Raw genomic sequence first — 17725 nt, 5'->3', positions numbered from 1 at the left:
TTGATTTAATGGAGTTAGATAACCATAATGGATCAGTAGTAAGTTGTTATGGTTATTTTTAGATGCGAATCTAGTCATTTGTTGAATCGGATTTACAGGAAAAGGTTTTTTATGTGTGGCTGCCCCCATCTTATTTTTGACCATATTTATTAAAGCGCTCGTTTGAGGTGTGCGACCACCTCAAACGAGCTAACCACAACAACCTGTATAAGAGGTTATTATGACTGCTCAGAATTTTACACAATCAGCGCCCTTAGCGCCTCCCCATCATGAGCTATTGGTTCACCCTTTGGTTCATTTCCCTGAATCTCCCACTCTCCTTGATTGCCAAGATATTTTGGCTAATTCCGCAGATCTGGTGGATCTTTTCGGGCATATCATTGTTAACGATGACTCTAATAGTGGAGGCTTGTCTGCGGAGGCAGCCGCTGGGTTTTATTGGTTAATACACATGCTGAAGCATACTTTACGTTATGTCAGCCTGACCTTAAGCGATCTTCGGGCCAGCCAGAAGCAACATCAGGAACAGTTAAAACAGTCGATTTTATTTCGCGCACTGCAATCACCAGATAAAACGAGTCAAGATCAACTTGATAAGGCTTTGGAGGCGTGTTTGGGGATAAGTCGCACCGACATTAATGCGTTTATACATTTATTGGAAGTTGATGCCCCTAGTCGTTCTGATGATGAACCTGCCAGCCAGAATAAAAGTGACTCTGTTTAGTGAGCCGCTCGGGTTTGGTTTTTAAGCCATCCCGCTTTTTGGCGTTGAATTAATTCAACACCAAAAAGAGGGACACAATTAAAAGCTGGGTAGGTCGCTGGTTATACCGCTGGCACTAATTCCCATCAACTCACTGTAAATCAAAGTGGAGCGAGGTGGGCAGATGGCCGCCTCTAAACACTAACCTGTTTGCTGCTAGGACTTTATTTGCATAATATTTACTAGCGCGCGTCACTGCAAAAAATGCAGTGACGCGCGCTAGCCCATGAACACTGGCTTTCAGAAAGATTCCTAACATGACGAAAACATTATCAGGGTATTTTTAGCCCGCTTCCTCGATCATACAACTGCCATGTGTGGCTATTGCACCCTCAATAGCAAACCAGCTCGAAAGAGCTTTTTAAGTTAACTCATGCAACCGCACTGAGTGGCTTATCATTTAAAAAGGAGTAATGCCTGGCAAAGAAAAGTAAGTCCGTCTAAAGCGTGAAAACAAAACAGTGATGTACCCGTCTGGAGATTATCGTTGTTGGTTATGCCTTTATTCAGGTTTGTGGGAGTGGTGTCCCGCGACGTTAGCAATCAGCTCAATCGATTGCTTATCTCTCTACTGCGGTAGTTGGATAGTCATAAACACTAATCAAAACTCTAACACCTATTGTGCTTTGATTGTTATCACCGTTCTGAACAGTCGCTGGTCCGTTCAGAAAGACCTCTCGTGTGTACAGAACGGACATGCATACTGAAGAACAGACAACAAACCTGACCGGAACGATTAGATACTTAATATTACGTAGCAGGGCAAGTGAAAAAATTTAAGCGCGGTGGGCTTAGCCCGCTACTTAGCAAATAACGTTGTTTCTATGGCTGTTATTTTAGGTCGCCTTTATATGTCACGTAGTCATTCTACAGCGACCCTCATGCATCAGAATAAGGCTGATATTAGGGTGATTCAGGAGATGCTGGGGCATGCGGATATTTCAACTACTCAGATCTACACCCATGTGGCGATTAATACGCTGAAGGAAGTATATCAAGAGACGCATCCGTTGGCGCAGCGGGAGTTTAACAATTTGGCGGCTTTCGGGCCGCCTTGCTCTATTTAACTATTGGGCATGGATGCTTATAGGCATCAGCTGCCTAAGTGTTTGATATAAAAGATTAATCTCAGTATGCTGGCGTCATAGTTATTATAAATTAGCAGAGTATATATAATGATTGATATGTACGATATTTGGCGTACAATTGAGGGCGTGTATGGGTTTTAAAGGCGCTAAGAAACAGGTGCTGGAATGTCTGGAGAATGGAAGCGTACTGCACCAAGAGCGGGTGGATATAGATGTGAAGAACCTACTTGCGGTAGGTCAGGTATCACTCGATGAAGTGGCAGCTATTATCGGCCGGTCCAGAGGTGATAGCTACAGTTCAAGTCCACACCATCAGGTTGAAGAGGTCGAGGTTCATATTATTGAAACCTGGTTTGGTGGTGAAGAGTGGTATATCAAATGGTACTTCGTTGAACCCAATAGTGTGTTTATAAGTGTTCATCACTGAGGAGTGGTCATGAAAATTTTCAAGGTCGGCGATTCGCAAAAAGTGATCTGTGAAAGCTGTCGCTCGCTTGAGAGTGCGACATTCGCATTGAGGGATGTCCCGTTTAGTGATGGTGGCGGTATTGTTAAAAATGTATTGGTGGGCGTTTGTGATAAGTGTGATGAGGTCAGTATCCTGCCGCACCAGTCAACACCGGTAGTTAAGAAACAATTGGAAACTCAGCGTAAACCGATTGAGAGTCGATTGCCCGCGCATATGCTGGATATTTTGAATTTGGCGTCAGCTGAAATTGGCGGGTCAATAGATTTTGTTCCTCACCTAATGAAATTTTATATTCACAGTCTTGCTATGGACGAAAAAGCAGCGAGTAAAATAGCCTCGTTTTTGGCCAGTGAGTTGGCTGTAGGTAAGGCAGAGAAGCGGTTGTCACTGAAAGGCCGTAAAATTTACGATGATGTGGATACACTAAAGATTACCACACACATCAATAACACTACCGATCTTATTAAAAGCATTATTTTAAAAATTAATGAGGATGTATTGGTTAAGAAAAAAATCAAGCCAATGCAGCAGCTGAGAAATATTGCGGCGGCGGTTGCTTAGATATAATAATAGCTAGCGTAGAGAGGGCTTGTGACAACAGAATCAAATGGTATGCCAATATATTTGGATGAAACACCTAGGTCTGTCACAGACCCTATGGCCGCTGAGGAGATAGAGGTTGATGCTTGGTATCCTTCTAATAAAGCAGCTCAAAAATTATGGTGTTGCCTTGAGTCTATGCGTGATCTCGATAGTCTACTTGAGTTAATTGGCGCACAGAAAAATGCTACAAAACGTAAAAGAAAGCTCAAGTTAGCTATAACACCATTATATTCTTTTATAGTGTCTATTGATGACCTAATTAATGACATACAAACTAATCCAGATACACGCAATAGGGTGGATGCGGATCAGTTGCCGAAAATATCTTCTATGCAGAAGGAGTTTGCTCAACTTTTGCCACATGACCACAAGGCTGAAATTAGCACGCTAAGAAATAAACTTTCTTCTCATATTGATAAAAAATTGCACCCTACGGCTGTGCAAGATTTGGCGCAGACCATTCTGCCAAGCACGTTTGGTCGCTGGTTGCATATCTGTATTCATTTGATCTTAGATCTTACAAAACTAAATATCTATTCTTGGTCCTGTGATGCGCCAAATGATGACCTTTTGTGCTTTATGTTTAATGAGCCATTTATTGTTACTTTACAGCCAGAAAGTGAGGCAGGGCCTAGAATGGTTGCGCTAAATGTTGCTGGCAGCTCCCCTCGGAATGTTTTTCCTGAAGTTGCGGATAGTTTAATTAAACAATCACAATGGATGTTTAAAAAAGGCCAGCAAAGAATTCAGGGGTTGTTTGAAGACAAAAAAGACGAGTGGAATACGTTTAGCCCAAATCTAAAATTTCATGAAGATCAGGATTAGAGATGAATAAAAGGGCTGATTTTTCAGAGAAAACGCGTAATTTACTTGCACACCGCGCTGGTGGCATGTGTGCAAACCCGTATTGCAGAAGAGAAACATTAGGCGGTCATAGTGATCCCGGCAAAGCAACTATCACTGGAGAGGCTGCACATATATTTGCTGCAAGGCCTGGTGGGCCACGGCCGAATCTAGATCTTGGGAGTGAAGATTTAAAATCACCTACCAATGGTTTATGGCTATGTTCGACTTGTCATACTGCTGTGGATAGAGATGATTCTACTTATCTGGCAGATGTTTTATTTAAGTGGAAGTATGATGCTGAAACTAGTTCCCAGGAACGGTTGATTAAAGCAGCCAGTACCTTGCCGTCACAAGACCCTAGCGTGCTACAAATGTGGTGCCATGAAACTACAGATGATGATGATTATATTCCTAGAACAAATCAGCTGGATGCGCTAAATAAGTGGGTCGCGGATAAGAATACTAAAGTTATTGCAGTTACAGGAATCGGCGGGCAGGGTAAAACTTCACTTATTGGTCACTGGATTAAAAACGGATACCCACTAAATTCGAGAAACTTCGACGTAGTTTTTTATTGGAGTTTTTATAATGATGACTCTGTTAGCGTATTTTTTAATGCATTTATTAGTTTTGTAGAGCAAGCGGTAAATAGTGATAATGTTAGGTATGACCGCGATCAGCCTTTAAAATCCTTGCGAAAAATAATAAAAGAAACCAATGTTTTGTTGGTTATGGATGGTTTGGAAATGCTACAAAACTCGCCCAATCATCCATCTTACGGCCAGTTTGTTGAAAGTGATTTGCGTCATTTTCTGTGTGATATTTGTTCTAGTCCTAGCCAGACTATGGCTGTATTAACAAGTCGGTTTGATGTGGTTGATTTGCGACAATACGTGCCGCGTGTAAAAAACATGCCTCTTGATAACCTCACTGAAGAGGAAGGCAGTCAGTTATTAGGCCGGTTCTTTGTTGGTGGTTCTGATCAAGATCGCTTTAAAATTTCACAGTCCCTTCGGGGGCACCCTCTTGCTTTACGTATATTTGCTGCGGGATTGCCTGAAGAGATGCAGGCCAACCCGCTGCCACATCTTGACTCTGTACTCGCTGGTGTTGCTGATGATCCAGCTAATGACCTTGAAGAGAAGTTGGCTCGGCTTTTATTGAGGTATGAATCAACTCTAAATCACAAACAACGAGAGTTGTTAACTGGAGTTTCTTTACTTAGCAGGCCAATAGATGAAAGAAGCCTGATGGACTTGGTTCAAAAAACATATATAAAGAATGCTTATGAATCGGACGTTAATATTGATGATGTGGATATTCAACAGCTTGATGATATAAGTCGGTTGGTTTCATCTGGGCTTGTTTATAGGGATTATTTTAAAGGGGTATATAGTTATTCTTGTCATCCTATAATTAGAGATTACTTTCGTGCTCAGTTTTCCGGTGATGCAGAAAAATCATACGATGTTGGAAGTTTTCTAGCTAATAGGCCAGGTAGAAATATCATTAGTAAACGTGAAGATGTTGAATGGTACGTGTCAGCAGTAGAAATTTTTGCTGCCGGTAATAACTGGTATGAAGCTGATGATCTGTATGAAAATAAGCTCAATAGTGGACTAGTTTTTTTAAAGTATGCCACCCCATTTTTAGGGAAACGTGCGGCGGAAGCTTTATCTGATTCGAGTAAAATAAGTAATTCCTCTGTATCCTTTATGCTTTTTGGAGAGAAATATAAGGACAGAAACCTTATTTCGGCATTTTATAAGTCATCAGCTGGGCGGTTTTGCCTTCATCTAGGTGATTATAGAAGGGCTAGAGAGTATTTTGAAGAAGCCGGCGCTGTATATCTGAAGCGAAAAAAACTCCTGAATCAGGCTAAGGCTCTTGATGGGCTGGCGCATTGCTCGGTTCTAGAGGGAGATTTAAATGGGGCGTTAACTTACGCGCAAGATGCACTGAAAATAGCCACTAATGAAAATTTTACGACTGAGGACTTTCGTCCATTTTTGTTAACAATGGGCGAAGTGGCTTTTCTATCAGGAGATATTGAAAGAGCGGTAACTATGCTTAATAGCGTGATTTCTTCTTTTTCAAAGAACACAAAAAACAATGATCACCTAGCAGAAGCCTATATTAAAAAAGCCGAAGTTGTAAGGTCCCTCGATGAGTTGGACTTAAGTGCTGAGCTTGCGGAGAAGGGTTTAGATATAGCGGGTCGTGCCAGCAGGAACGATTATATAATTTACGCAACATGGCTTGTTGGAGCAATCAACTATGACCTTGGTAAATTTGACAAGGCGCTTGAACTTATTAATAGCGCTGAAAACATGTGTCGTAAAGCCGCTTTGGAGCCATTATTGATTCGTATATTAACCACTCAGGCATTATTGATGGCTGAGATAGGTGATATCAATAAGGCTGGAATGTTGATAGAAGATTGTATTAATGTCTCAAGCACTAGACAATTTAATATTTACTTGGTCGATGCATTGTTGGCTAAGGTTATTATTAACATTCGTCGGGATGATGTACCAAATAATACTGTTGCACATGAGCTTGCTGATGCTGACAGTTTAAGTCTGCGTTGTAAGTACCGGCTTGTTGACGCAGAAATATCTGCGTATAAAAATATAATTTAAACTAGACGTAGTAGTATTTAAGGCTTTGGTAGGGAGACCTTTGAGTCTGAGAGGGACAATGCTTTAAGCCTGATTGAAGACTTCGAGAATGTAAAAAGTGCTTACTTAGATGCTACAAACACCATATCTACGGATGCGATTAAATAGCTGCCCATATACAAAGTTATACTTAAAAGCACGTACTGCACTCAATGATGAGGCGGGAATAAGGGAGATATTTACATATGAGGGGTAGGGAATTTTATAGGTCAATAGAAAATCGAAGCTTAGAAGTCGATTGCCTATCAATTACGCTGACACAATGTACTTCTGAATGCCCTATAGTGATTGATGGCACAGGCTTTATTCGACAGACTTCTGAAGGGCTGATTGAATTTAGACTTATATTTGGGGCAAACCCTGATCGTCTTAACATCCATAGGGCGCTACAGTTTTTAGATACCGCTCCTTCCGGCACGCTTGTTCCTGCCACACATTACTTTGATCTTGTCGCTAGTGATGTTGGCGGCTCCACTTGGAAGGCTAGCAATCTATATCTAGGTGATAAATCAATCTATGTAAGCCAGAATACGGCAGTAATAACTGGAAATATTAGGCAGCTTGTACTTGTTGCTTCGGGTGAAACAGGTCTTGGAGATTCGGTCCAATTATGCAATTTATTTGTTAAAGGTGATTTTAAGCTTCCCTACAATGAATTTCAGGATAATGGTGAAAAAGGGTCCAGCCTTTGTAAACTTCGGATGTCTATCGATGATGTTGATATAGAATTCAATAATAATAACAATGTACTTGGCATATCTTTTTCAATTGATATAAAAATTCTACTAGAAACATACGAGTCAAACTTAAGGCAGGCAGTGAGTATTCTCCTTGGTGTTGATCTACCTGTAATGTATTCGATTAAGAGGACCGCTGATAGCGCCGAAACATCCATTTTTTCATCGGAGCGTTTTGCGAGTGGAAAGCTTTCTGGCCCATTAAAAACATGGATGCCTTATCAGCATGAAGATATGAGATGTTTTGTGGAGGCATATATAAAAGCAGCAGAGGGCCAAGACCTAAATCGACTATTTGGTTACTGGCACAAAATATTTGTAGTATCAAATAGCACTATAGAAGCGAGTTCCTTGGCTTGTGGTGTTGCTGTAGAGGGCGTAGTAAAACAGTATTTTAAAGGTTTGTTCCCTGCCGAGCAGGGGAAAATTGATCTAATTGGAGAGGCAAAAATAGTTGTTTCTGATATAGATATCGATAGTGTGATCAGGACTCAGCTGATGTCTGCGCTTGGGAACTATCAATCAAAGTCCCCGAAAAGTGTTTTGTATGTTCTTTGTGATAGGCTCGGTCTTGACAAGAAAATTGTTAATAGTTGGTCAAAATTGAGAAATAAAACAGCTCATGCTGATGATGTTGATATGCCTAAACATAAATACGAAGAATATTTTCAACAATATCAGTCAGCAATGTATTTATTCTATAGGCTAACTTTTCTAATTATTGGTTATCAGGGGGGATGCATAGATTATTCAACGATAGGTTGCCCAGACGTGATTGTTAGGAAGATAGATCTAGATAGCGCTTAAAATATATGTAGTCGATAAGTAACCTTATATTTTTAGTCATTAATTCGTACGCATCCATATGAACGGGCGGGTTTATGAACCGAAGCTTGGCTGGTTTATATAGGCAGATCAGCATATTGATGGGGCTGCTAAATACACAGGGGCATTATAGATTTAGCCATTCCATCCGGAGATCATAATTTTCCATAGGATTAAAAACTACGTTAACCATGTAGCCTATTTTCAGTGTGTGGCATGCAAGGCTGCTTGTGTAGCTGGATCTTGATATGCCGGACTATTGCTGCGTATAGTAATAACTAGTTGTGCTCTGTGGTACTTTTGCAACGAGCGTCATCGCTATTTAGTCAACATTTATGTGACTGCAAGAAGCGTCGTTGGCAGTATTATTACGATCTTCTTGAGCAGCCCAAAAATGCTGAAGAAAAGTTAGTGATTCAAAATGGCATACGACGTAATCAGTTAACTGGAAACTCACGTTTTGTAGATGAAATTGAAGTGCGAATCGGATTGCGAGTTGAAAATCGAGGTCGCGGTCGGCCCGGGATTAGAGGTAAGTAATAACGTTTCGAGCTTCTTTTATGTTTGATATCAACTTGCTGGGACAGGCACTACTAAATATTATAATTGCTTTTGTAGAAAGTATGAAATATAATTTTTTGTTAAAATTATATGATAAAAAAGGATAATAAAAATGCGCCATTCGATCCAAATACCACTTTTTCAATTCTTTTTTCTGGCACTTTTAATGTCCTCAAAAAGTTTTGCAATCGGGGAAGAGTTAGAAGATTTTAATCCGGTTGATTACAACTGCACTGCTTTTCCTTTTAGTACACCCGTTGAAAATACAAATAAAATTTTGGGGGCATATTCATGCTATGAGGGGGTTTCATCTGAGCGGATGAAAATTCAAATCAATGCTTATCTAGATGCAGGCGATGGCATAACCGGCAATATAGTGCAGTGTACAAACGGCACTAGCAATTGTATTAACTTGGCTAAATTAACATATGTAGGGCTGGTTGGGTTACTTCGAGCGACTGCGGTAGTAAATGCTGGTACTTTTTATTTTGTGACTCGATTGGAAACGTTTGGATTGGAATCTGGAGGCGAAAACTTTATCACGTTGAATAAGGTCAATGATGCCAGTATATATCCTGATAGTTCAGAGCCCAACGATTTCAATGCGGATCGTACAAATGTATCGGGGGATATTACTCTTCTAAATCAGAATTTGGATTACGTTTATGATTCAGATTACTTCTTATATAAAATGACCTCTAGTCAAAGTACGATACAAGTTGATGTGACTACTAATAATCCAACTTTAGTTTTAGAGGTGTGGGATTCAGTTGCTGAGACTTGGAGCAATGCAGGATTAAATTATACGAACGCTGTAGCTGATAATTTCGTTGCTCTGCGAGTCAGACAAACAAATTGGAATTTTTTACCTAGTAATTCTTACGACATTCACTTTTATGGTGATCTAATTGGTATTCCTGATTCGGTCTCAGTAACAAATGTTGTAGATTATTCTATTACTGGGTTTAACATTCACAAAATTGTGCCATTTGAAGTTGGGGTGCAGACCACATTCGATTTTTTTAAAAATTACAGTTATAAAATATCTGGCAGTGTTTGGGATGCATACGGTTCAAAAGTGAGTAGTGGGCATTCGGTATATACTTCAATAGATGCTTTTGGCTCTTCAGGAAATGCGGATGTTACTGATACTACAAACTCTTACGGGGATTGGGAAGTAATAACAGGAGTCCCGTTGGTTCTTTCAAGCTGTAATAGTCAGCCTGGTTACACTCAGGTCGCATATCGATATGGTGGCTCTGGTAATTATAATTCATGTTATAAGCTTACATATAAACCATACGGAGTTGATTTTGGAGTTGGTTTATCACAGGGTCCCGCAATGAATATTAAGTACAATCATGTTTGTAATCGGGTTTTAGAACCTAATCTGGCTTTATGTGCTGCCGATGACCCAAATTAATCGAGAGCTATAAGACTAGAAGCTGTAAAGAGTGAAAACAACTACACGCAAATATCAATTCATTATTTTTCCATTAGGAAAGGTGAGTTGATATTTTTTAAGGATGAAATGTATAGGTAAAGGTTATTGATCGTAGTGTAAATGTTCATTTTCCAATTTGAATGTAGTATTAAGTGAAAGTAGGTAATTATATATTATTGATAATAAAGTGATTTTAATTTGGCTAGTCTGCTTTTGAATTAATCGATAGTATGTGTTTATTTTAGGGGCGAGTGAAGGGTAAAAATTTCGATGCGAGCACCTTAAGTTAATGGGTCAGTTTTGAGTGTAATTCAACAGGCTCTAATTTAACCGTGTATCGCAACGAGAGCTACAAATTAGCTTGCTCCGCTTCTTCTCCAGCTAGTAGTGCGCTTAATCTATGATTGATTATTTCAATTGGTTTATTGTGCATCTTTTCAGGAATATCCAATTTTATTCCAAGCTCAATAAAGCTTTGACCTTAACAGTTAGGTTGTGTTGCCGGACTTTTGCCGTTTAGAGTCATGACTGGTAGTACTCTGTGGTGCTGTTTGCAACGAACGTCACCGCTATTTAGTTAATAAAATCAATTGGTTAGTATTTTTTGTCCAAGCTACGAACCGAGCGGTCGAAGGTTCGAATCCTTCCGAGCGCGCCATATAAGTACGATGTAGTACCTCAGAGCCTCCGTTTTACGGGGGCTTTGTTGTTTCTGGGGTTTCTAATAGGTTACAAAAACTATGTTTATCATACTTCTTTAGAGGAGGGCGATCAGTTAAACATCAGTAAGTGGGATATTAATGCTCTTATTTTAGAAGGCTATATGGAAGTAGAGCCTTTCGAACTGTTGAAAGGTTATTGATAGAGTGCTGAGCCAGTTTTTGCGGCGTTATTATGTTTGCTAGGCGGTAATAGTTAGTTGTATTGATTTCGAAAAAGGGCGCCAGTTATTCGAATTACTGTCTTTAGTGGTCGCCCCTTGGTTTGATTGCCCTTGCCACAACCGTATGTTGCGGCTTTTGGTTTAGGGTTGGTCTCCGTCAGTGTAGAGAGTTAATGGGGTTGTAGCGTTGATGGTAAGAGCGCTCTTTGACCAGCTACCATAAAATACAACAGTGATAAATTTATTAACACTAGCGCCTACATCATCAAAAAAGTGATCGGGGGTTCGCTTGCAATTGGTACATGCTGGGCAGTGACCGTCGCAGAAACTGCAGTGGAAATACTTAGGCGAGTAACCACAAGGCCCCCAGCTATATTTTTTTGCCACTTTATAAAAAGCCCGCAGATTATTACTACGGTAATAAGCAGCTTTGGCGGCTTTATCTTTATCAACAAAGCAGGTAGTTACATCAAAACCCCAGTACATAGCCGGGACGTTGACATTGCCGACAGTGGTTGAGTCAAAAGGGTCAATGCTAAAAACAGCATCGGCCAAAGTCGAGTCATTGGAAATTGCTTCCTGTGCGGCCTGACCGCCAGCGGAGTGCCCACCTAAAACCCAATGTGAAATGGACTCGCAGTTAGAGTCGGGAATCCAGCTAATTAAGTTGGTTTTAACATCTTGAGCAAGGCTGGCATATAACGTGGCATCGGTTTTAAATGGGTTGCCTGGAGCATGGTCTAGTATGACTACTACATAGCCATAGCTAATAAGGCGGTCTGATAATTTATCATAGCCATCAGGAGACATTGCGGTGCCAACACCTAGCAAAACAGCATCGCAGGCAGTGGGTGAGCTACTATCATAATGAATACGTACTTTACCGCTTGATATTGTTTTATCAATATAGGTGGCCTGAACTTGGCCAGCACCCAGTAACAGCAGAGCAGTGAGTGCGATAAAACGAGCACAGCAAAGCTTCGCCAATAATGAGTGCAGGAGTGTTGAAAGTTTCATGGATTTTATCCTCGGTTGTGTTGTTATTCTGGCTTCCAGCCTGTTGTGGGCAAGCAGTGGACGACAAATTTTCACATTTGCACTAAGGATTGTAGGGGGATCAACAACGTTTCACTTTTGAAATCACGCCATCCTCTTTTGAAAATGCGCCACAACACATTTATAACGGCGGTGGGGTGGTTGTTCTAAATGGCTGAGGTCTTACTGACTTGCGGTTGACTTCAAATATTTTTCTGTCTTGTTTCAATCGGTGTATTTCCTGACCAGATTTTGTAGGCTTCGGTAAACGAACTTTGTGTTTGGTAGCCCACGCGAGCGGAAATTTCTTGTATTGGTAGCTCTGTGTGTTGAAGAAAATAATTGGCCATTTGGTAGCGGATAGATTGCAATAATTCACTAAAACTGGTGTTTTGGTCGTTCAAGTGGCGCTGTAGGGTGCGAGCCGATGTATTCATTATTTTTGCTACGGTATCGATATTGGTATGACCATTAGGCAATTGCTTTATTAATTCCTCGATAACACGCCCGGAAAACCCCTCATTTCTTAACAGATGATTCAGCGAAAGTGTAGCGTGGTCAATAAGAATGGGCGTGAGGTTTTGACTGCTGGTATGTATGGCTTTTTCGTGCCAGGTAATAGGCATGCTGAAGCCGTTAGATGCACAGTTATAGTGCCCTGGGTGGCCAAAAATATCTTCGCACAATTGCGTGCTATGGGGTTTTTTATATTGAAAATATACGCTGAGAAAGGGGTCCTCCACGCCGGTAGCCCAAATCCCGAAATTGCGAATAGCTGATAATACTAGATCGATAAAAACACGTTCGACCACGCCTGCACCATAGAAAGGGGTCCAATTAAAGTGAATTTCGTCTTCAGTAATTCGCAAATCCACTTGTGCACAATCAATCGCCAATTGCTGAAATTGCTGTACCAGAGGGAGTGCGGCACCGATGTTGGGGCTGGCCATTACCAGGTAGCCGAGAATATTGAATCCTGAGGGTTGAAATTGACGCCCTATTTTTAGGCCGATATCGGGGTCACCGCTTTGCTGTTTTAATTCTGCCAATAGATGGCAAAATTCAAAGGCGGGCATGCGTCGGTTGTTGTGGTTGCTCACAGCGCTATTTTGCAGTGCTGCTGCAATAGAATAGCCCATGGTTTGGGCTATTCGGCAAACTTCGTCGACTACATCCTGTGAAACTGTAAATGTACTTTTCATCATCAATTCCTTGTTTCACCCAAGTTCTCCCGCGTTCTTGTGGTGGTTAATAACTATGAAAGAATAGCGAATTTTTTGACTTATTTACTTGGGTGCAGCGACACGCTTTGGATATCTACAGTAGTTACCTACGGGTTAAATTCCGTTTGTTATTGTGTTTAATGGTGTGTCATTTTACTGATAAAAGTGGTTCATTAACATATAAGGACGACCATTCTATGCTGAATTTTCAATGCTATGCCAGTGTTATTAATTGGGGGTGTACTGTCTGTGAAGGCTCTTGCTTTGGTAAGGCTTTAACACCTATACCAAAAAGGTATAAGTTATGAGTCTAGCCTCGCTCCCAGCCAAGCCTCAGTTCTAATAAAACGCCAGTTTAAAACTCACACAAGTGATACACTTTTCGTAAACTCCGGATTTTCAATACATGCACAAAGTATTTGTCTATGGCTCCCTGAAACAGGGTGGCCACAATCATTATTTTCTTAGCCAAAGTAGTTTTATTGGTCGCTGTCGCACTGAGCCTGCCTATGAGTTATTTACACTGGGATCATTTCCTTGCGTTGTCAGTGGTGGTACTACTTCCGTGCAGGGCGAGGTCTATGAAGTTGATAATTCTACTCTTGAAAAATTAGATGAATTAGAGGGGCATCCCGACTGGTATCAGCGCGAGCAAATAACCACTGTATACGGAGCGGCTTACTTATACCTATATCTTGGTGATGTGGGTCACTGTTCGAAAATTGTATCGGGTGAGTGGATTATTCCTGCGATAGATAATAATTAAGCGAGCTGTTATCAATAAATATTGGATGCAGGATTAATTGGATTGCAGCGCTGGTGGCGTTTTTTTAAGCCGCTGCTGATAGTGGATAAAACTGTTCATTGCGCGTTTCAGCATTAATTCCCGGTGACCACTTTGGCGTTGTTCTTCGATGAGTGACTCAATGGCGTTGGCTTGCATGAGTAGCGGTGAATTGTTAGCTATGTGCAAATGTACCGGAATACTGATTAAAGGTTCTGGGTGAATATGGTAGACCAACGTTGGAGATGTTAGCCGCAGTAGGGCTTTAATCGGTTGTTCCAGTCCCACCATATAATCAATATCACCGCGCACAAAGGCGTTTACACAATCTTCGTTAGTTGGGTATGGCTGCATATCAAGATGCTGCTTGGCGTATTGATGAAAGGGACTTGCGCCGCCAATGGTGGCTTGTTGAGAGACGCTGTAATAACCGCCACGTAACCCTTTGAGTTCTTGCCAGTCACTAATAATTTGTTGGCTATAGATGACACTGCGGATAGTGAATGCAGGCTTGGGTAGGCGATAGACCGCTAATGTGTCGGGTAGTGTTACGGCGGGAAAAACGAAAACATCGAGTTGACGTTGTTGAATGGCCTCGGCGTAAGTGGCGAGTAAATTGGTTGAATGGGTGGAAAATATACGAGCCTGGCTGTCCATAGCCAGTTTTCGGCTGATGCTGTCAAATAAATAGGTCAGATAGCCATCGGTTTTGCCTGTCGAGCTATCGAGCCAGCCGTACGGGGGGCGGTTGTTCCCTCAATATGTGCATAGCTGAAGCTATTGGCGACAGCCTGCATTTGACTGCAGGCTAGAAAGATAAATAGAAAGACGCGCATTGGATTACCGCTTGAAGCAAAATGACAGCCTATCATAGCGGCGCCATTCTTTGATGGCTTACTGGTTTAGGTTATTTATAATTAATCGAATCTTCGTTTATTAATTTCGAGTAAAGACGCTAGAGATAGTCTAAAACACTTAGTCACTCCATACCAATACATAATCTTCTCGGTGCAAACTCCGCTCCAGTTTTAGCTGCATTACCTCGCTTCCCCTACACGCTGCACTAGTTGATCAAATTGCTTCTGCATTTCAGTGCCAAGCTCACTCGCTGCTCTGATAGCGCGTTCAAAATGCCAAAGCCCGTAGGGCATGCTGGCACGCTCAATAGTTACGCCTCGCCATGGGTAGCGGATAAGTCCCAAGCTGGGGTGGGTAGCCCGTTGCTTGTTATTGGCGACTATTTGCCCTGCTGCTGTGTCACTATTTTCCTGTAGCCAGTTATTGGTGAACTGTGTATCGGCGATAAGTTGCGGCCCCAATCGGCGAATAAGAGTTTTAGAATTGGTTCTAACGTTTCTGGTATGACGTCGTCGGCCAAAAATTCTGGCGGGTGATCAAAAAACTCAGCATCAATCATGAGACCTTGATTCATGCGCTCGGTCCAGCGATATACATTAGGAGCACGTTGTTTCATCAAGGCAGAGGGTACTGGGTCCCGGGCCAAGTGTGCATAGAGTGGTGCCATAAAACCAAAGTCAGCAATGCAGGGGTGACCGCCAAGAAGGTAAGGATGATGTTGAAAGTGAGTATCGAGTGCGTCCAGTAGATCTTCGTGGGCAGCTTCTACTGCGGAGATGGTATCGTTATTCACGCCCAGGGTGGGTAGAAAACCGTTGAAATAATCCATCATGCTTGCGCCTGCAGCTAACCGTTGTTCCCGGTTAGAGCCATGATGAATCGTGCGTCCAAATTCTGCCCGCAGAAAATGTTCCTGCTCGGTACGATAGCTCCAGCGGTAATGCATCGCCGCTGGCAGCATGCCCTGGCTGCCGAAACCATCGAGTAAATGCGCGACGATACGTTGTATCGGGGTGGCGGGGATCATTGGATTGTCAGGGTAGCGGTGTTCCAATTGGTCGATAATGGCGGTGCTGTCTTGCAAAATCTCACCGTCGGCGGTTTCCACGACAGGTACTACCATCAAGCGTACCGCTGTTACTATTTCGTTTTGAAAATACGGGTTGGCGGGGAGTAACTCGCGAAAGGTTAAACCTTTCTTGATTAGATAGGAGCGAACTTTACCGGTGTAGAGAGAGTGTGGTGATCCCCACAGGGTAAGCAGATTGTTATTGTTCATATGGGTTACCTCAAAATTCAGTCTATGCGTGCGGTTTAATCGCTCAGTAATTATGTTGCGAAATAATCAATCACACAGAAAGTCGTTTAAGTGAGCACAATAGAGAAGCTTAGCCAGTTGCCACGACTTTCCTAGTGAGGGTATATGGTAGCGCTACCCTCAAAATAAACTTTGCAATTCCGGCAATAACCGATAAAGATAAAACACGACTGGTATAGCCAATACGCTACTCTTATCGTCGTGGAGTTTAATCGAGTGACCGGCAGATAGCACCAACTCCACATTTAGCTGTAGTGGCTAGGGGCGCCGCAGTTCACTAGCGTTATTACGTGTTATGACATGAGAACGCACCTACAGTAGGACACATGGCTTTGATAAAAGATCGAAAAACATTTGAGTCGAGCTTGAGGCGCGCCGCTTCCTCCGAGCAAGTGACACTTGCATTAAAGACTATCAGTACAGCGGGTGAGGCGAGGCTTGGCCCAGTGATTGTGCTGCCAAAAGTGTTGAAAAATTTAGGTGTTGCGCCAGAAAAAGTGTTGCTAAAAGCGGGAATAAAAACCGCAGTATTTAGTAACGCCGATAATCGCATGGCCCGCGGAACACTGGATCGATTGCTGGAGTGTAGTGCTAGCCTGACTCAGCGCACTGACATCGGCTTGTTAATTGGTGAGTATTGCTCGCTTGATGATTTTGGCATTATCGGTAATTTAATGCGTCACTCCACTACGGTAGGTGAAGCGTTGCGGGTATTGGTGTTGTATCTGCATTTGCATGACCGTTTTGCGGTGCCGGTGATACTGAGATCGGATTCAAATTATGTTTTTTTAGGCTATTCCACCCAATTACATAGTAATACCGGCGCAACGTATCTGCATGATCTGGCCATGGCGGTGGCTTATAAAATACTTGCTGAACTTTGTGGTGCCAGTTGGAAACCCTTGCAGGTGCAGTTCGCCCATTATCCACCAAAAGTGCAGCGGCCTTATAAAAAATTTTTTGGTACGCACATACGTTTCAATGCAGAAGTGAGTGGGGTGTTATTTGCCTCTTCGTGGTTAGATCAAGCCGTTGAAGGTGCGGATCTAAGGCAGCGAACATCATTGATAAACACAATCAATAATATTGACGATCGAGGCGCTTTAACTTTTGCCGAGCAAGTGCAACGCATGTTGCCACAATTGTTACTGAGTGGGGATACTTCTTCAGCCAGCGTCGCTCGTTTATTTGGTATCAGTGAGCGGCGGCTGCGACAACGATTACAGCAAGAGGGTAGCAGTATGCAGCAAATACTCGCCAAAACCCGGCTTGAACTTGCTCAGCAGCTGCTACACGAAACGCAGCTACCCATCGCTGAAATTGCAACTGCACTGTGCTATGCCGATACAGCGGTGTTCTCGCGAGCGTTTCGTCATTGGACTGGCTTTTCGCCCAGGCAGTGGCGAGATAAGCGAGTAAATTAGTTAAAGATAATCGGCTTTTTGGGTGGTGGGGATCATCATACAGGCCCAGACTACTTTATTATCTTCTTTATTTTTCAATTCTAAATCCTTGGTTTGATGCTCTACTAGCTTATTCAACAGATTTGAATCGTGATAGTTAATTCATTGGCAAGGTTATAGTGTTTAGTGTTAGTAGAATAACAA

At 42.1% G+C, this 17725-nt stretch carries 14 protein-coding genes; 10 read left to right on the top strand and 4 right to left on the bottom strand.

What is annotated here, in order from left to right:
* Window positions 1-220: 220 nt before the first annotated feature.
* The 8 genes from UNITIG_RS18925 (at window position 221) to UNITIG_RS18890 (ending at window position 9996) form a co-directional block, all read left to right on the top strand.
* Window positions 221-724, top strand: coding sequence for a hypothetical protein (locus UNITIG_RS18925; protein WP_101759911.1), 504 nt, complete (start codon window positions 221-223; stop codon window positions 722-724).
* Window positions 725-1614: 890 nt separating this feature from the next.
* The gene (locus UNITIG_RS18920; protein ID WP_304528932.1) at window positions 1615-1830 is read left to right on the top strand and encodes a tyrosine-type recombinase/integrase; all 216 of its coding nucleotides are present in this window, start codon (window positions 1615-1617) and stop codon (window positions 1828-1830) included.
* Between the two features lie 151 nt (window positions 1831-1981).
* Window positions 1982-2278, top strand: a complete 297-nt coding sequence (locus UNITIG_RS18915; protein ID WP_101759910.1) for a hypothetical protein — start codon at window positions 1982-1984, stop codon at window positions 2276-2278.
* A 9-nt stretch (window positions 2279-2287) separates the two neighbouring features.
* On the top strand, window positions 2288-2881 hold the full coding sequence (locus UNITIG_RS18910) for a hypothetical protein (RefSeq protein WP_101759909.1): 594 nt from the start codon (window positions 2288-2290) through the stop codon (window positions 2879-2881).
* Between the two features lie 30 nt (window positions 2882-2911).
* Window positions 2912-3748: a hypothetical protein gene (locus UNITIG_RS18905; RefSeq protein WP_145999236.1), complete on the top strand. Its 837-nt coding sequence runs from the start codon at window positions 2912-2914 to the stop codon at window positions 3746-3748.
* Window positions 3749-3750: 2 nt separating this feature from the next.
* Window positions 3751-6411, top strand: coding sequence for an NB-ARC domain-containing protein (locus UNITIG_RS18900; RefSeq protein ID WP_101759907.1), 2661 nt, complete (start codon window positions 3751-3753; stop codon window positions 6409-6411).
* Between the two features lie 323 nt (window positions 6412-6734).
* Window positions 6735-7994 carry a hypothetical protein gene (locus tag UNITIG_RS18895; protein WP_145999235.1) on the top strand — a complete coding sequence of 420 codons (1260 nt, stop codon included), beginning with the start codon at window positions 6735-6737 and terminating at the stop codon, window positions 7992-7994.
* A gap of 691 nt (window positions 7995-8685) precedes the next feature.
* Window positions 8686-9996, top strand: coding sequence for a hypothetical protein (locus tag UNITIG_RS18890; protein ID WP_101759905.1), 1311 nt, complete (start codon window positions 8686-8688; stop codon window positions 9994-9996).
* Between the two features lie 1045 nt (window positions 9997-11041).
* Here the strand turns inward: UNITIG_RS18890 and UNITIG_RS18885 are convergent.
* Window positions 11042-11917, bottom strand: coding sequence for a hypothetical protein (locus UNITIG_RS18885; protein ID WP_101759904.1), 876 nt, complete (start codon window positions 11915-11917; stop codon window positions 11042-11044).
* 221 nt (window positions 11918-12138) lie between these two features.
* Entirely contained in the window at window positions 12139-13137 is a 999-nt protein-coding gene (locus UNITIG_RS18880) for an AraC family transcriptional regulator (protein WP_159931217.1), read from the bottom strand.
* A gap of 427 nt (window positions 13138-13564) precedes the next feature.
* Here UNITIG_RS18880 and UNITIG_RS18875 point away from each other — a divergent pair, with 427 nt between their 5' ends.
* Window positions 13565-13924, top strand: a complete 360-nt coding sequence (locus UNITIG_RS18875) for a gamma-glutamylcyclotransferase (RefSeq protein WP_101759902.1) — start codon at window positions 13565-13567, stop codon at window positions 13922-13924.
* A gap of 33 nt (window positions 13925-13957) precedes the next feature.
* On the opposite strand, the gene UNITIG_RS18870 is transcribed toward UNITIG_RS18875, so the two are convergent.
* Window positions 13958-14599 (bottom strand): hypothetical protein, encoded by a 642-nt coding sequence (locus UNITIG_RS18870; protein ID WP_101759901.1) that lies wholly within the window; start codon window positions 14597-14599, stop codon window positions 13958-13960.
* 580 nt (window positions 14600-15179) lie between these two features.
* A complete protein-coding gene (locus UNITIG_RS18865; protein ID WP_101759900.1) occupies window positions 15180-16079 on the bottom strand; it encodes a glutathione S-transferase family protein in 900 nt (299 codons plus the stop codon).
* 365 nt (window positions 16080-16444) lie between these two features.
* On the opposite strand from UNITIG_RS18865, the gene UNITIG_RS18860 reads away from it, so the two are divergent.
* Complete coding sequence (locus UNITIG_RS18860) at window positions 16445-17542, top strand: AraC family transcriptional regulator (RefSeq protein WP_101759899.1); 1098 nt, start codon at window positions 16445-16447, stop codon at window positions 17540-17542.
* Window positions 17543-17725: the final 183 nt, after the last annotated feature.

Origin of the sequence: Oceanicoccus sp. KOV_DT_Chl, assembly GCF_900120175.1 — a bacterium.
GTDB lineage: Bacteria > Pseudomonadota > Gammaproteobacteria > Pseudomonadales > Dasaniaceae > Oceanicoccus.
This window is presented reverse-complemented; position numbering and strand designations above follow the sequence as displayed.

Bases quoted from the DNA above. Each gene is read 5' to 3' on its own strand.
- UNITIG_RS18925 (WP_101759911.1), top strand. From the start codon at position 221: ATGACTGCTCAGAATTTTACACAATCAGCGCCCTTAGCGCCTCCCCAT.
- UNITIG_RS18885 (WP_101759904.1), bottom strand. From the start codon at position 11,917: ATGAAACTTTCAACACTCCTGCACTCATTATTGGCGAAGCTTTGCTGT.
- UNITIG_RS18865 (WP_101759900.1), bottom strand. From the start codon at position 16,079: ATGAACAATAACAATCTGCTTACCCTGTGGGGATCACCACACTCTCTC.
- UNITIG_RS18860 (WP_101759899.1), top strand. From the start codon at position 16,445: ATGGCTTTGATAAAAGATCGAAAAACATTTGAGTCGAGCTTGAGGCGC.
- UNITIG_RS18880 (WP_159931217.1), bottom strand. From the start codon at position 13,137: ATGAAAAGTACATTTACAGTTTCACAGGATGTAGTCGACGAAGTTTGC.
- UNITIG_RS18890 (WP_101759905.1), top strand. From the start codon at position 8,686: ATGCGCCATTCGATCCAAATACCACTTTTTCAATTCTTTTTTCTGGCA.
- UNITIG_RS18900 (WP_101759907.1), top strand. From the start codon at position 3,751: ATGAATAAAAGGGCTGATTTTTCAGAGAAAACGCGTAATTTACTTGCA.
- UNITIG_RS18910 (WP_101759909.1), top strand. From the start codon at position 2,288: ATGAAAATTTTCAAGGTCGGCGATTCGCAAAAAGTGATCTGTGAAAGC.
- UNITIG_RS18915 (WP_101759910.1), top strand. From the start codon at position 1,982: ATGGGTTTTAAAGGCGCTAAGAAACAGGTGCTGGAATGTCTGGAGAAT.
- UNITIG_RS18875 (WP_101759902.1), top strand. From the start codon at position 13,565: ATGCACAAAGTATTTGTCTATGGCTCCCTGAAACAGGGTGGCCACAAT.
- UNITIG_RS18870 (WP_101759901.1), bottom strand. From the start codon at position 14,599: ATGGACAGCCAGGCTCGTATATTTTCCACCCATTCAACCAATTTACTC.
- UNITIG_RS18920 (WP_304528932.1), top strand. From the start codon at position 1,615: ATGTCACGTAGTCATTCTACAGCGACCCTCATGCATCAGAATAAGGCT.